This window comes from Acinetobacter sp. KB005 (assembly GCF_049949095.1).
Taxonomy (GTDB): domain Bacteria; phylum Pseudomonadota; class Gammaproteobacteria; order Pseudomonadales; family Moraxellaceae; genus Acinetobacter; species Acinetobacter calcoaceticus.
On record NZ_CP188191.1, the window covers coordinates 3,078,574 to 3,093,167 of the forward strand.

Annotated in this window: 10 protein-coding genes; 5 read left to right on the forward strand and 5 right to left on the reverse strand. The window is 38.4% G+C overall.

Annotated features, from left to right (window positions below; all coding sequences use genetic code 11):
• The first annotated feature begins 44 nt into the window (after window positions 1-44).
• The gene (locus ACPF64_RS14740; RefSeq protein ID WP_426454188.1) at window positions 45-1,562 is read left to right on the forward strand and encodes a hypothetical protein; all 1,518 of its coding nucleotides are present in this window, start codon (window positions 45-47) and stop codon (window positions 1,560-1,562) included.
• Here the strand turns inward: ACPF64_RS14740 and ACPF64_RS14745 are convergent.
• Together ACPF64_RS14745 and rpiA are read right to left on the reverse strand one after the other, a co-directional pair.
• Window positions 1,559-2,239: a SprT family zinc-dependent metalloprotease gene (locus ACPF64_RS14745; RefSeq protein ID WP_426454190.1), complete on the reverse strand. Its 681-nt coding sequence runs from the start codon at window positions 2,237-2,239 to the stop codon at window positions 1,559-1,561. The two genes, ACPF64_RS14740 and ACPF64_RS14745, sit on opposite strands and share 4 nt — an antisense overlap.
• Complete coding sequence (gene rpiA, locus ACPF64_RS14750) at window positions 2,239-2,910, reverse strand: ribose-5-phosphate isomerase RpiA (protein WP_426454192.1); 672 nt, start codon at window positions 2,908-2,910, stop codon at window positions 2,239-2,241. The genes ACPF64_RS14745 and rpiA overlap by 1 nt, the downstream gene beginning before the upstream one ends.
• A gap of 101 nt (window positions 2,911-3,011) precedes the next feature.
• Here rpiA and ilvA point away from each other — a divergent pair, with 101 nt between their 5' ends.
• From ilvA to ACPF64_RS14765, 3 genes are all read left to right on the forward strand, one after another.
• On the forward strand, window positions 3,012-4,559 hold the full coding sequence (gene ilvA / locus ACPF64_RS14755) for a threonine ammonia-lyase, biosynthetic (RefSeq protein WP_171061263.1): 1,548 nt from the start codon (window positions 3,012-3,014) through the stop codon (window positions 4,557-4,559).
• A gap of 145 nt (window positions 4,560-4,704) precedes the next feature.
• Entirely contained in the window at window positions 4,705-5,355 is a 651-nt protein-coding gene (locus ACPF64_RS14760) for a potassium channel family protein (RefSeq protein WP_080027248.1), read from the forward strand.
• A 17-nt stretch (window positions 5,356-5,372) separates the two neighbouring features.
• On the forward strand, window positions 5,373-6,710 hold the full coding sequence (locus ACPF64_RS14765) for a TrkH family potassium uptake protein (RefSeq protein WP_426454195.1): 1,338 nt from the start codon (window positions 5,373-5,375) through the stop codon (window positions 6,708-6,710).
• Between the two features lie 42 nt (window positions 6,711-6,752).
• Here ACPF64_RS14765 and ACPF64_RS14770 read toward each other — a convergent pair whose 3' ends face one another.
• The 3 genes from ACPF64_RS14770 to ACPF64_RS14780 form a co-directional block, all read right to left on the reverse strand.
• Complete coding sequence (locus ACPF64_RS14770; RefSeq protein ID WP_132069490.1) at window positions 6,753-7,904, reverse strand: phospholipase A; 1,152 nt, start codon at window positions 7,902-7,904, stop codon at window positions 6,753-6,755.
• 20 nt (window positions 7,905-7,924) lie between these two features.
• The gene (locus ACPF64_RS14775) at window positions 7,925-10,864 is read right to left on the reverse strand and encodes an insulinase family protein (protein ID WP_426454197.1); all 2,940 of its coding nucleotides are present in this window, start codon (window positions 10,862-10,864) and stop codon (window positions 7,925-7,927) included.
• Between the two features lie 252 nt (window positions 10,865-11,116).
• Window positions 11,117-13,210 (reverse strand): TonB-dependent receptor, encoded by a 2,094-nt coding sequence (locus ACPF64_RS14780; protein ID WP_426454199.1) that lies wholly within the window; start codon window positions 13,208-13,210, stop codon window positions 11,117-11,119.
• A 376-nt stretch (window positions 13,211-13,586) separates the two neighbouring features.
• On the opposite strand from ACPF64_RS14780, the gene ACPF64_RS14785 reads away from it, so the two are divergent.
• Window positions 13,587-14,591, forward strand: a complete 1,005-nt coding sequence (locus ACPF64_RS14785) for an adenosine kinase (RefSeq protein WP_205469103.1) — start codon at window positions 13,587-13,589, stop codon at window positions 14,589-14,591.
• Window positions 14,592-14,594 lie beyond the last annotated feature (3 nt).

Below are 14,594 nucleotides of genomic sequence, written 5' to 3' on the forward strand. Positions count from 1 at the left end.
AAATATCAGCAAATAAATACGAGATTTAATTTCGGAGAGCTAGGATGCTTCATCAATCAAAAGAAACAAAATTACACACTTACCTTGGCTTGAGCACATTAATTTTAAGTGCCCTACTTGTAGGTTGCGGAGGTGGAGGCAGTAGTAGTGGCAACTCACCAAGCACTCCAACACCTGTTGATCCTACTCCAGAGGCAACGACTGATGTTACTCTTAAATCTCCTGTAGAAATGCGTAATATCCAACTAAAAGTATATGACAACACCACGAACTCTGTTTTATTAGATACTTCAATTGCAAGTTTAAACAGCTTTAATGTCAAAATTCCTACTGCTAAATTGAATCGTTTATATCGTGTAGAAATTACGACTCAAAATTCATCTCAAGTATTTGATCCAATTACTTCAACATACCAAAATTTCTCTGGTATTTATCATGCGTTTATTACACCGAACAGTGTAAGTGGCAGAACTCTATTCATAAGTCCAAGCAGTGAAGCGATTTACCAACGCGCTGTTATACGCTCGGGACAACTCCCTCAAGATACGATTAACCCAACCAGCATTGAGCAATTGCATGTGGACTTAGCTTCTCAAGACGTTTATAGATCTCTTCTTAATGCGTTCAAAGATGCCGACATTCCTAGTTTAAGTCCAGCCAACTCCCTCGTCACTACTTTAACTTCATTGCAGTACTCAACCAAAAAACCTAGTACATATGTGGATAGCTATCTTAGCTTTGGCTACTTACAATATTGGTCAACAATTCATAGCGGAGCAACCACATACCAAGAACTTGTTAAAAGTTTAGCAACCGATTTGAAAGATGGTTTTTTAGATGGGAAAAAACTTCATGGCGATCCAACATCCTTCTCCCCTATTTTCAATTCTGCTCCAGATAATATTGATCCAGTCAAAAATACACTGTTAGATATCGCAGCTAATCAAAAAGCTACACGCGATAATTTTGCAACCCATTTAAAAGCCGCTACTTTAAAATTGGCAAATAGCCAGAGTTTAGATCAGACGAGTTATAATCTACTGGATAAGAAACAATATTCAGGGGTCGTACCTATCGGAAATACAACTGACTTTTTCCGTATAGATGGGGCTGGTGATTATCGTCGTGCTGTAGGTTTTAGTGGTATTACAGCAACCTGTAACGGTTCTATATATCCTTGTAAACAAGGTTTGACCAGCATTAATCTGTCCGACCCCAAACTACCAGCTACAGACTATTTAGTAGGTCACTATGAAGACACTGCAACAGGTTGCCAACTTAATTTCCGTGCGAATGGTCAAATCGAACTTATTAAAGGATCACAGACTTATCGCTCTGCTTTAAGTGCGGATAGTACAGATAATTTATTGCAAACAGATGCTGCAAGCTCAAGTTATTTACTCAACTCAAGTTCAGCCGAACCAAACAACTCAACGCAACAATACAACTTTATACAATTATCGATTAAAGCAAATAAAATCGTGAGTGCCAAAGCAGGTCTAGATAGCCGAAAAGCACCAGATAACTTACAAACACCACAATTAGAATGTAGTTTTAGTTAATTTGAGACATACCACCACGCAGGCAATGGATTTGATTTAAGTTGTCTGCGGTGTTTTTGAAAATATGGATCGTATTTTTCAACTTCTGCCCAAAATGCAGGGCTATGATCAAAATGTTTAGTATGCGCTAACTCATGAATAGCGACATAGCGAGCAATCTCGTGTGACATGAGCACCAAACCTGCATGCAGCATAATATTATGCTGACTACTGCAACTTCCCCAACGAGTTTTGGGACGGCGGATTGAACATTCGCTGTAATTTAGACGAGTTTGTTCACTTAAATCGTTTAAAAGCTCGGGTAACTCTTGTTTTGCAAATGCAATCACTGCACTTTGTAATGCCAAATATGGCTGCGTGTCTTTAATAAATAGACAGTTATTTTCCCAATCGAATTGAAAAACTCGATGCTGCTTTTGAACAATGACCTGAAATGGTTGCTCTTTATTAAAAAAATAAATCTCAGAAGGAATTTCAATAGATGCCGATTGAACATTTTGTTGCTTATTCCACGTCTCAGTCAACCATTGTTGAGATTGAGCCAAAAACTGCTGAATTTGTTTCTTACTACAAAACAAAGGAACCGTAAGACGGATTGAAGCAGGCTCGACACGTAAGCGCAATTTTCTTGCTCTTACGTGTCGAACGATTTTAATTTCTGGCATTTCCACAGACATTACTGTGCTGTACGCTCTTCAATACCGTTATTTGTTGCAACAATTGCAATCGTTGCTGGGTTTAAAGCGAAAATACCATTAGTCACAACACCTGGAATGTTATTAATGGTTTTTTCTACATCAATCGCATTTAAAATATTAAGATTAAATACATCTAAAATCACATTACCGTTATCTGTTACGACGCCTTCGCGATAAACCGGATCACCACCTAAAGCCACTAGTTTACGAGCAACTGCCGAACGGGCCATTGGAATAACTTCTACTGGGAGTGGAAAATCACGGCCAAGTTGATCAACCCACTTTGAATCATCAACAATACAAACAAATTTCTTAGCAATTGAAGCTACAATTTTTTCACGTGTTAATGCAGCACCACCGCCTTTAATCATATGCATATGACGGTCAATCTCATCTGCACCATCAACATAGGCATCTAAACCACCTACATGGTTCATATCTACAACTTCAATGCCTAATTTTTTAAGGCGATCAGCAGTTGCTTGAGAACTTGCCACAGCAGCTTCTAATTGCAATTCAGGCAATAAATCAATTAGAAAGTTTACTGTACTTCCAGTCCCAACCCCCAAAATGCCACCTTTGGGTAAGTGTTTTAAAGCAGCTTTCGCAGCAGCTTGTTTCTTTTCATCTTGGGTTCCGTATAGACTCATGACATCACTCAACTATTTTTTGACATTTATGCACCAATAATCGGCGCAAATGCACAGGGGTTTGCTACAATAACTTCCTATTTTAAACTGTTATAGGGAAGATGAACATGCTGTCTCGTGTGGTACGACAAATTTTACAAGCAACGGTTTATGATGTTGCAATTGAAACACCTCTCGAAGCAGCTCCACGAATTAGTCAAAAATTAAATAATATTATTCGTTTTAAACGTGAAGATTTACAGCCTGTTTTTTCTTTTAAATTACGCGGTGCCTATAACCGTATTAGCCAATTACCTAAAGAACAACTCGAACGCGGGGTAATTTGTGCATCTGCTGGTAACCATGCTCAAGGCGTAGCATTATCAGGTCAACGTTTAGGAATTCCAGCGATTATTGTTATGCCAAGCACAACTCCGGACATTAAAGTTCAAGCAGTTAAACGCTTGGGTGGTCAAGTTGTGTTACATGGCGATAGTTTTGATATAGCAAATAAATATGCTCAACAACGTGCCGAAGTTGAAGGCCTTGTATTTATTCCACCTTATGACGACGAACTTGTCATTGCTGGTCAAGGTACCATTGCAAATGAAATATTACGTCAATGGCGTGATGTAGAATATGTGTTTGTTGCTGTAGGTGGTGGTGGCCTTATTTCAGGCGTAGCAGCTTACCTTGGTGAAGTTGCACCTCACGTAAAAATTATTGGCGTTGAATATGAAGAATCTGCGTGCTTAAAAGCAGCCTTAGAAGCAAATGAACGTGTAATCTTGCCGCATGTAGGCTTGTTTGCAGATGGTACAGCTGTTGCACAAATCGGTGCTTTGCCATTTGATATTATTCGTCTACGCAAGTCTGATAATTCTGGTCCTATTGTTGACCCAGCGATTGTGACTGTAAATACAGATGAAATCTGTGCGGCAATTAAAGATACCTTTGACGAAAATCGCAGCATTGTTGAGCCTTCAGGTGCGATGGCCCTTGCTGGTATCAAAAAATATATTACCGAACATAAAATCAGCAATAAAAATATTGTGTCGATTGTATGTGGTGCCAACATGAACTTTGACCGTCTACGTTATATTGCTGAACGTACCGAGTTAGGCGAACAGCGTGAAGCCATTTATGCGGTAACACTACCAGAAGAAAAAGGTGCATTCTTAGGCTTCTGTCGCGCTTTACAAGGTCGTAATATTACCGAGTTTAACTACCGAGCAAACAACACAGAAGAAGCGCAAGTCTTTGTTGGTATTAGCTTAAAAGGTGGTGACGCTGAGCGCCATGAAATTTTAGAACAATTGAAGCAACAAAATTATGTAGTAGATGATCTATCTGATGATGAAGTTGCCAAATTACACATTCGTTATTTAATTGGCGGTCATGCAAATCTGGACGATGAAAGATTGTTCCGCGTTGAGTTTCCTGAACGTCCAGGCGCCCTCTTAACCTTCTTAACTCGCTTAGGCCCAACCCATAATATTACGCTATTCCATTATCGTAATCATGGTGCAGCAGAAGGACGTGTATTAGTCGGTTTACAAGCAACCGATGCGAAACAAAATCCTGATGGGTTAATTGAAACTCTTGAGCAGATTAGCTATCCGTATGCAGAAATTACGAATAATGTTGGCTACAAACGTTTCTTGAAATAATCTTGGATTTTGATGAATAAGCCGACAAATTTGTCGGCTTATTCATATAATTATTTTAATATTCCCATCATATTTACATTGCCTCTCTTTATCTCAAAGAAAATATCCTTAAAAATAAACATCTAATCAGGAAACAAGGACCAACATGGCACAGTTTGCAGTCATTGGCTTAGGGAGTTTCGGAGCAACTGTTGCTCAAGAGCTCACAAAATTAAATCATGATGTTATTGGCATTGATACGGTAAAAAAGAATGTTGAAAATCTTGCCAACGTTTTAACTCATGCCGTCATTGCCGATGCAACCGACGAACATGTACTCGATGAACTTAATATTCAAAATTGTGATGCAGTTGTGGTCGCAATTGGTGAAGATATTGAAGCAAGTATCCTATGTGTCCTGAATTTAAAAAATTTAGGGATGGACAAGATTTGGGTAAAAGCAAAAACCAAAGCACATCACACCATTTTGTCGCATCTCAATATCAATAAAATTATTCATCCTGAAGAAGATATGGGGGTACGCGTTGCTCAAGCCCTGAACTATCCAATGGTGAGTCGTTATATGTCCTTAGACGATGATCACTACATTATTAAAATTGAAATTCCTGAAAAACTTAATGGCATTAACTTATATGGCATTATGCAGCAAGCACCACAGGTCAAAACATTGCTCGTAAAAAGACAGCAGCAAATTTTGTTTGAGACGGAAGAAAATTTCACCTTGCAAACTCATGATATTCTTATTTTAGAAGGTCATTTACCGCAGTTAAAGAAACTTTCTAATTGCTTCATATAAGAAACGAAATCTAGAATATGTCTATATATCCCAAGCCCCATAAAACATTAAATTTAAGCCCTCCTTCACTCTTAGCGCTGGGGTTTCTGGGCTTTATTATTTTTGGCACTTTATTACTAAAACTTCCGTTTGCCAATACGGGTCATGTGAGCTGGATGGATGCGCTATTTACCGCAACCTCGGCAGTAACAATTACCGGCCTATCTGTTTTAAATATTCATGAGTCTTTTACCCTGTTCGGGCAAACTATCATTTTGTTGCTCATTCAATCTGGTGGTTTAGGTTTCATGACTTTTGCCATATTGGCGGCACTAAGTTTGTCACCTAAAGTTGGCCTTAAGCAGCAAATGATGGCGCAAGATAGTCTCGGACAAACAAGTCTGTCAAAGGTTACTTTTGTAGCTAAAGGGGTTGTGACTTATACTCTTATTTTTGAGCTCATCGGCACAATTATTCTCACCACTGCTTTTACACCGAGTTACGGCTTTGCACGTGGACTATATTATGCAGTTTTTTATAGTATTTCTTCATTTAACAATGCTGGTTTTTCATTATTTTCCAATAGCTTAATAAATTTCCAAAGTAACTACCTGATTTGTATAACCATTAGCATACTTTATACCTTAGGCGGGCTGGGCTTTTTGGTTCTCATGGACATTAAGCAAAATAAAAAATGGAAAAAACTCACGCCGAATAGCAAGCTAATTCTTACCACTATTACAGTGATTAATATTATTGCCTTTATTTTAATTTGGGCTTTAGAAGCTCAAAACCCTCATACCCTAGGAATGCTCAGTATCGGTGATCAAGCATTAAATGCTTGGTTCCAAGCCACTGTTCCACGCTCGTCAGGATTTAATACCATTGATACAGGAGCAATGACCAACAGTAGCTCCTTACTCATGATGTTACTTATGTTTATTGGTGGTGGCTCGCTTAGTACCGCAGGTGGAATCAAAGTTGGAACCTTTGTAATTTTAGTGCTCAGTGTTATTTCATTTTTACGGCGCACAGATGAAATTCGAATATTTAATCATTCAGTCGCACACGAAACGACCTATAAGGCTTTAGCTGTTACTGCAATTACGAGCATACTCATTTTCATGGGATTCTTTATTATTTTGCTTTTAGAGCCTAAAGCAGACTTTATGAACTTGTTGTTTGAGGTTGTTTCCGCAGCGTGTACTGTGGGGCTTTCTCGCGGAATCACGCCGGAGCTACATAATGGTAGTTTATTCATTTTAAGTTTACTGATGTTTGCTGGGCGACTCGGCCCATTAACACTGGCTTATTTAATTGCCACTCCGAAAAAAAGTCGACTCAAGCACCCTCAAGCCAATATTCAAATTGGATAATAAAAATGCCGCTATAAAAGCGGCATTTTTACAAGTAAAAACTTAGTACCAATTCATGAGTGAAACACCCAAGCCCGCGTAAGTTGCTCGATGGTTATAGTCAATTAAACTTTCACCATAACCATTAAACAACTGGAAGTGTCCACGCAATTTGCCACTGATTGGAAAAGCCCAATCAAATTGAACAGCACCATGAGAGTCATCACCACCTTTTAAAGAGTGACGCAACATTAAAGAGAAGTCATTTTCCTTCCACTTATAAAATGCTGTTAAATCACCACGACCGATGTAATTTTCCATATCAGGGTTATTATCGTCTTTGCTGTCTTCTTCAATACGCACCCACGGACGAAGCATTAAAGCAAAGTTACCGCGCTCTAATCCCACATTAAAGATTACGCGGTTCCAGCTACGAGATAATGGATCTGAACGACCATTTGATTGGTGATTTAAAGTAACCCCAAGCAAACGACCATCTAGACCAAGTAATTCATAGTTGGTTCTAAACATTAAACTAGCTTCAGGTTCATAATTCGTTTCGCGGAAAGGACGAGACTCTTCAGCATTAAATGTCTGCCAACGTGAAGATTGTGTATAACCTACCCACAAATCACCATTATTGCCAAAAATATTTTCCCAAGCTTTGGTCTTTAGAGAAAGTTGGAATTTACTTTCTGTTGATTTCAGATTTTGATCTTCTGTCACCGTATTATTGGGGTTTGGGCTGTGTGGGAACTCATTTTTATCACTGGTCCAGAATACAGGTAGCAAATAGACCGGTTGATAAGCACGAATATTCCAAACCCCTAGTTTACTTTTTTCAGACAACTCCCAACGTTGATCTAATAAAGAAGTAGTAGGTTCAAGTTTTGGTGCTTTACCAATTATTTTGATATTACTCACTGTATCTACCACCTTCTCTTTAAAGGTTTCAGGTGGAACAGCAGGTGCATCAATTTTTTTAACAGGTTCTGGTACAGCCGCAGCTTGAATAACTGGTAAAGCTGCTGGTTTAAATACAGAGTCATAACAAGCCAGACGATCGGCATTCGAAGCAAGAGCAACACATGCATCTACTGTCGCAGGGGTTACGGGTGCCAAGGTGTCAGCATATGTCACAGACGCACATAAACAGCTAAGCACGATTCCCATGCTTAGCTGTAAAGATGTGCGTTCAAATTGTCTGAACGCCATGTTCATCTCCAATTTTTATTTTAATTAACTTGTTGAATGGTAAAACCTAATTGCTGCAATTCATCGCGTTTTGCAAATGGCGCAACTACAGATTTTACAGGAGTTTGCTCAACCAAATATTGACGAGCAACACGTTGTAAATCCTCTAATGTTACATGCAGCAAGCGTTCACGTAAGGTACGGCGGAAAGTTGGTGTTCTTGCATGCAACAATGCATAACATGCTGTAATCGCCTCACCCGCTGGTGAACCTGGTTTATCCATACTTGCAACGAGTCCAAGAATCGCTTCTTCAAGCTGATGAGGCTGTTGTTCCGCATTTAATAACCATTGCACACTCGCTTCAAAGTCTTTAAATGTTTCTGCTAAACGTGGGTCACGGTAACTATAGAAACGGAATGAACATGCATTCCCATCATAACTTGCTCCGCCACCATAAGCACCGCCTTTTTCACGAATGGCACTGTGTAAGAACCCATTACGTAAATAAGCTGCCAATACCATTAAGGGAGCCGCATCTGGATGCGATACATCGACAGCCTGATAAGCAGAAGCACAGAACTGAACATTTGCCTGAATTAACCATGCTTCATGTTTATTATCATTTGCTTGTTCTACGTGAGTTAACTCTGTTGCAGTTGCATCAACGTTTAATTTATCCCAAACATTTTGGATTTCTTCAACCAAACGTTCAGACTGATGTTCTTCACATACAAGCAAGAACTGTTTAGGCGCTTGCAATAATTTACGATGAATACGCTTTAATTCTGAAATTAGCTCATCATAAGCTGCATCATCTTGAGTAATCTTAGTAACAAGCTCACTCAACCAATTTAATGCACCTAAACCAGTGTTTTGATAATCACGTTGAGCCAAGGCACTCATATTACGTGATGCAATTTGCATTGCATAACTATGACCTGCGCCAGACAAACGAGACTGCCAACGTGTTTTACGTTGTTGCAATAACTCAATAATGCGCTCTTTCTCATCAAAACGAAGCTGTTCAAATGCTAACTTTAATAAATGAATTGCATCATTTTTTTGAGTTAAAGATTTAGTTGTTAACGTTAACCAAGCACTAATTTTATCTTTATCATCGACTTTACTACGTAAAGAAGCGCCCATTCCCAAACCACCACTTACAGCTGTTTGTAAGTTTTGCAGCTCAAGATAATCATATTCACCTGCGCCCACTTCGCCCATCAAGATAGAAAGCAAATTGAAATAAGGTGACATTACAATATCTTCAGGAATTTGGATGAGGACTTGTTGATAGTAAATACCATTCGTACCAGCATGATACAAATTCAATGGCGTATCCATGCGATTGCAAAGAATCTCGCGCAATTGACCCTGCACAATATGCAAGTCAGCAGGTACATCTTCCAAGCCTACTTTTGGTAATAGTTCAAGGTTATCTGGAGTATCCTGACGCTCCTCTAAAGCCTTGGTATTAGCGATAATTTCAGCCTTATCAGCATCTGTTAATTTTTCACCAATAGCAGCTAAACGTGCTTTTTCTGCCTCTTGCTCTTTTACAGACTTAGTTGGGTCTGGAACTAGAGTCATCTGTACGCGATGTGGGTTGTCTAGCAAATGCGTTTGAATCAGATTTGATAACCACATTGGGTCTTTCAACTCTTCTTTAACTTGTGCAATTGCGCTGTCAACGTCCCAAATTTGAATTGGGTCATTGTGGTGAATCGCACCGCTTAAGCCATTTAAAATTAGACTTAAACCATATGGTGTACCATCACCATTGATTTCACGTTGATGCAATTCAATTTGATGTAAAATTGCATCGACTAAATCGCTATCAATTGGTTTGGCAGCGACATCACTTAAAATATTTAAAACACCATCTCTAAAGCTTTCAGCATGTTCAGGATTTGAACCTTGCACACCACAATAGAAAGTCATTTCAAAGTTACTATCGTCTACACCCATTAATGGACCGGTTGATTGAGCATATCCACACGTTTCTAGGTAATGGCGCAATGGTGAAGCTGAATTTTCTAATAAAATTCCTTCAACTAAACGCATTCCCAAGCGCAATTTAACATCGTTTGCTTCAGGTAATAACCAAGATAAGACATGATAAGTTTTATCTTTTAAATCATCACTATCAACGCCATAATTTTCTGTTACTTCAATTGGCGCAGCTAAACGTTTTTCAGGCTTAGAATATAAAGTTGTACCCGCAGAAAACTTATTTAGAGCTAGTTTTTCAAATTGCTCTTGTAACTCATAAGCTGTTTGATTCCCGAAAGTCATAAATACAGCATTACTTGGATGGTAATGAGTCTTATAAAACTCAACTAACTGCTCATACGTTAAATCAGGAATATCTTTCGGGTCGCCACCTGAATTGTAATGGTAGGTCGTTTCAGGAAATAAATGATGAGCCAACTGGTGATAAAGTTGGTCAGATGGCGCACTCATGGCACCCTTCATTTCATTAAAGACCACACCTTTATAAACAGGTTGTCCATTTTCAAGTTCAATACGAATACCTTCTTGAGCAAAATCAAGTGGATTCAAATTAGCGGCAAACGCCGCATCAAGATAAACAGAAAGTAAGTTTTGGAAATCTTTTTTGTTTTGAGTAGCAAATGGATATGCTGTCCAATCTGCTGCTGTAAATGCGTTCATGAACGTATTTAAAGAACGGCGAATCATTAAAAAGAACGGATCACGCACCGGAAACTTTTCAGATCCACACAAAGCGGTATGTTCTAAAATATGTGCCGTGCCTTTAGAGTCCATAGGTTGTGTTCTAAAAGCAACAAGAAATACATTTTCATCATAGTCAGTTGCCAAGTGATAATGCACAGCACCTGTAACTTTATGCTTATATTCAGACACTAAAATATCTAATGCTTCTACATGGTGCTGACGTAGCAACTGAAACGCAGGGTGAACAGTTTGAGAAATGGTTTCAGTGACATCTACAGTCATGTGATCTCCTAACATATCGGATAAGTGAATAAGTCTCATTATAGCCTGAGTCAGCTTGAGATTGGCGAACAAAAGCCAAGTAAAATACTATGTTTTTGTTGAGTATTAGTTTTCATTGGCACGGCTTTGATATCAAGCACATAGCCATGAATGTTTTATCCTAACAGAACAAAAGCTTTTAATTCTATTTATATATTACCCAATAAATAAAAAAGCCCATCAAGTTGATGAGCTTTTATAAAAAACTTTTACTTAAAAACGATAACGAAGCGCAATTTGAGCATTTAATGGATCACCCATCATGTTTGAATCATTTGCGTTACTATGACCTGAAACAAAGTAATCGCGATCAAATAGATTATTTAAGTTCAGGTTCACATCATAACGTTCACTTTGATAACCTACTGCTGCATTTACAACAGCATAACCTGGTAAAACATTCTTGTTATCTGGAGCACTAAAACGTGAAGATTCACCACGTCCACCAACAGCCGCATACCAATGATCATTAATTTGATATTTCAACCATAAGTTTGCAGTGTTATTTGGGGTAAGCGCAGAATGATTGCCTGTCAGTCCAATAGCCGATTTTTCAATTTTCCCATCCATATAAGAATAACCAGCTAATACTGACAATTGATCAGTCAATTGACCTGTTAAAGAAAGCTCAACACCCTTGGTTTTTTGCTCACCTGCTAACAATGCTTGATTTGGATTTGCTGGATCTTGGTTTTGAATATTCGTTTGGCTCATTTCAAATAAAGCCAATGTCACATTTAATTGATCATTTACATCCCATTTTGCACCGACCTCAATATTTTCAGTTTTTGTTGGGCTCAAATCATCACTATTTTGATATAAAACAAATGAATCAGCTAATGGCTGGAAAGATCGGTTATAAGAAGTATAAAGGGAAATATTGCTTACTGGCTGATAAACCACCCCGATTCGTGGAGAATAGGTGTTATCAGTTCTATTTAATATTTGAGATTTCACTTTATCATTACGATCTTGTGACAAATTGTCGTAACGCAAACCAACTAAAACTTTAAGCTGATCTGTAACTGTCATTAAGTCTTGCAAATAGATGCCATAGTTTTCAAAGGTGTTACTATTGTTATTACGTGCATCTTTTGTGCCCGTATTGATGGGTGCCCAATACTCTAATTCAGGGTTATACAAATCAGTAGTTGTTTTAGCCCCTTGCCAAAGTATTTCATCTTTATGCTGCTTACTATACTCGACACCAATCAAAGTATTGTGCTTTAAAAAACCTGTATTAAATAAAGCGCTCAATTCTTGCTGAACATACACGCCATCTTCATTACGTAAGCGTTTGTTTTGAGTCAATTGAATCTTATCAGCTGGTAAGTTTTGATGTGAATCAACACTGTATTGACGATCTAATGAATAGTTATAGTGTCGAACTGCCCCATGATATTTTAAATTATCATTAAACTCATGGTCTAAGCTTATGGTTTGGCTTGAGATTTCAGTATCAACATCACCAACTTCTTTACCGTTTAATGCACCATAAAAAGTTTTAGGATTTGTTTTAACTGGTTTACCTGTAATTGGATCTGTCGGAAAACCTTGATCTGCTAAACGGTCATCATGCAAATAGTCAGCCTGAATTAAAAGCTTCGTCTTGTCTGAAATATCCCATTGTAAAGATGGAGCAACCGCTTGGCGTTTTAAAAAGGCCTGATCACGATAACCATCTGAATCTTCAACTGCGCCAGTTAAACGAACCTTAACATTCTCTGCTACTTTTTCATTCACATCGACTTCTGCACGGCGTTGACCTGTTGTGCCACCAATAAGACTCAGCTCACGCAAAGATTCGTCCATTGGTTTTTTATTAATTTTATTGACTAATCCACCCGCAGAACCACGTCCATATAATACAGAAGCAGGCCCTTTTAATACTTCAATACGCTCAACATTCGACATGTCGCGAAAATACAAGGCATCGTCACGAATACCATCTACATAGTTATCTGTAATAGCAGAAAAACCACGAATCATGACCTGATCACGCTGCCCATCACCCACACTAAAGCTCAAACCAGCAACGTTTTGCAAGGCACCTTGCATTGAGGTGACAGTTTGCTCTCTTAAAACTTGTTTAGGCACCACATTTACGATTTGAGGAACATCTTTTAATTGCATAAGTCCTTTAGTTGCGCTCGATGCTTGTCCCACTTCTTGTTTTAAGCTTTTTTCCTTCTCAGCTTTTACTGAAATTGTTGGAAGGTTGGTTACAGCCTGTTGCTCTGCCTCTACGGCATATACATGGCTTGTCATCACCCCAACTGATGAAATAAATAAAATAGAACGCTTCATGTAAGTTCGCTACGAAAAATTTCATGCGAAGTTTCAATTAAATACAGTGTATTTGTAAATATTAGCAAGAATCATTATTAATTGATAATATTTATTAAAAATATGAATTCAATGGCCTTGTTAAATCAGACCTGAGTTAAAAAATCATCTTATTTTTTTAGAAAATTACCATGCGGCCTATTTATTTAGCTATACCCTATTTCTTAATAAAGTAATGGCTGCATCGAATACCCCCTCCAACTCACTGATGGCGATAATGAGAGTGCACATAAAAACGTCACTTTCTGAATTAACTGAATTTTATTCAACAAACTACAGCAAATCCAAGCAATGGTGTAAACTTAGCTACCTGATTTTTTTATTTGTGACAACACATATGGCAACTGTAGATCTTTTTGCAATTGGTAATGCATTAATCGACCAAGAATTTAAAGTGTCTGATGATTTTCTTAATCAACAAGGCCTGCAAAAAGGCACAATGCAGTTGTCCGATGGTGACACTCAGTCTGCTCTATATGCAGAGTTAAAACAGCATCAAGACTACAAAGGTCAAGCAAGTGGCGGTTCTGCAGCAAATACGACTGTAGCTTTTAGTGCATTAGGTGGAAGCGCTTTTTATGGTTGCCGTGTTGGTCATGACGATTTAGGTGCGATCTACCTACAAGGTCTAAATGAAGCTGGCATTAAGACCACACCAAAATCGATCAGTGAAGGCGTAACTGGCACATGTATGGTGTTAATTAGCCCTGACTCTGAACGCACGATGCACACCTATTTGGGTATTACTGCTGAACTTTCTCAAGATCAAATCGACTTTGAACCATTAAAAACAGCAAAGTGGCTTTATATTGAAGGTTATCTTTCTACAAGTGAAACGGCTCGTAAAGCTGTAAAACAAGCAAGAGAAATTGCAAAAGCAAATGGCGTAAAAATTGCCCTCTCTCTTTCAGATCCTGCCATGGTGCAATACGCTCGTGAAGGCTTGGAAGAACTTATGGATGATGGCGTAGATTTACTATTTTGTAATGAACAAGAAGCCTTAATGTATACAAATACAACATCTGTAGAAGATGCTCTTGCTCAATTACGTTTTAAAAATCATACCGTAGTCATTACACAAAGTGCCAAAGGTGCATTAGTTTCTAACCCAACTCAGCACTTCCATGTTGCGGGACGTCATGTTGAAGCAGTAGATACAAATGGTGCAGGCGATGCATTTGCAGGCGCGTTCCTTTATGCCCTAAACCATCACCAAGATTTGAATGCTGCGGCTCAGTTAGCCATCTTAATTTCGAGTGAAGTAGTCTCTCAATTCGGACCACGTTTAGCTGTAAATGATTATGCTAAACTTCTTGAAAATTTTCAGAAGGAATGTGCTTAAAAT

Excerpts from the sequence above, each read along its gene's own strand:
- ACPF64_RS14740 (WP_426454188.1), top strand. The coding sequence starts at position 45 with ATGCTTCATCAATCAAAAGAAACAAAATTACACACTTACCTTGGCTTG.
- ACPF64_RS14745 (WP_426454190.1), bottom strand. The coding sequence starts at position 2,239 with ATGTCTGTGGAAATGCCAGAAATTAAAATCGTTCGACACGTAAGAGCA.
- rpiA (WP_426454192.1), bottom strand. The coding sequence starts at position 2,910 with ATGAGTCTATACGGAACCCAAGATGAAAAGAAACAAGCTGCTGCGAAA.
- ilvA (WP_171061263.1), top strand. The coding sequence starts at position 3,012 with ATGAACATGCTGTCTCGTGTGGTACGACAAATTTTACAAGCAACGGTT.
- ACPF64_RS14760 (WP_080027248.1), top strand. The coding sequence starts at position 4,705 with ATGGCACAGTTTGCAGTCATTGGCTTAGGGAGTTTCGGAGCAACTGTT.
- ACPF64_RS14765 (WP_426454195.1), top strand. The coding sequence starts at position 5,373 with ATGTCTATATATCCCAAGCCCCATAAAACATTAAATTTAAGCCCTCCT.
- ACPF64_RS14770 (WP_132069490.1), bottom strand. The coding sequence starts at position 7,904 with ATGGCGTTCAGACAATTTGAACGCACATCTTTACAGCTAAGCATGGGA.
- ACPF64_RS14775 (WP_426454197.1), bottom strand. The coding sequence starts at position 10,864 with ATGACTGTAGATGTCACTGAAACCATTTCTCAAACTGTTCACCCTGCG.
- ACPF64_RS14780 (WP_426454199.1), bottom strand. The coding sequence starts at position 13,210 with ATGAAGCGTTCTATTTTATTTATTTCATCAGTTGGGGTGATGACAAGC.
- ACPF64_RS14785 (WP_205469103.1), top strand. The coding sequence starts at position 13,587 with ATGGCAACTGTAGATCTTTTTGCAATTGGTAATGCATTAATCGACCAA.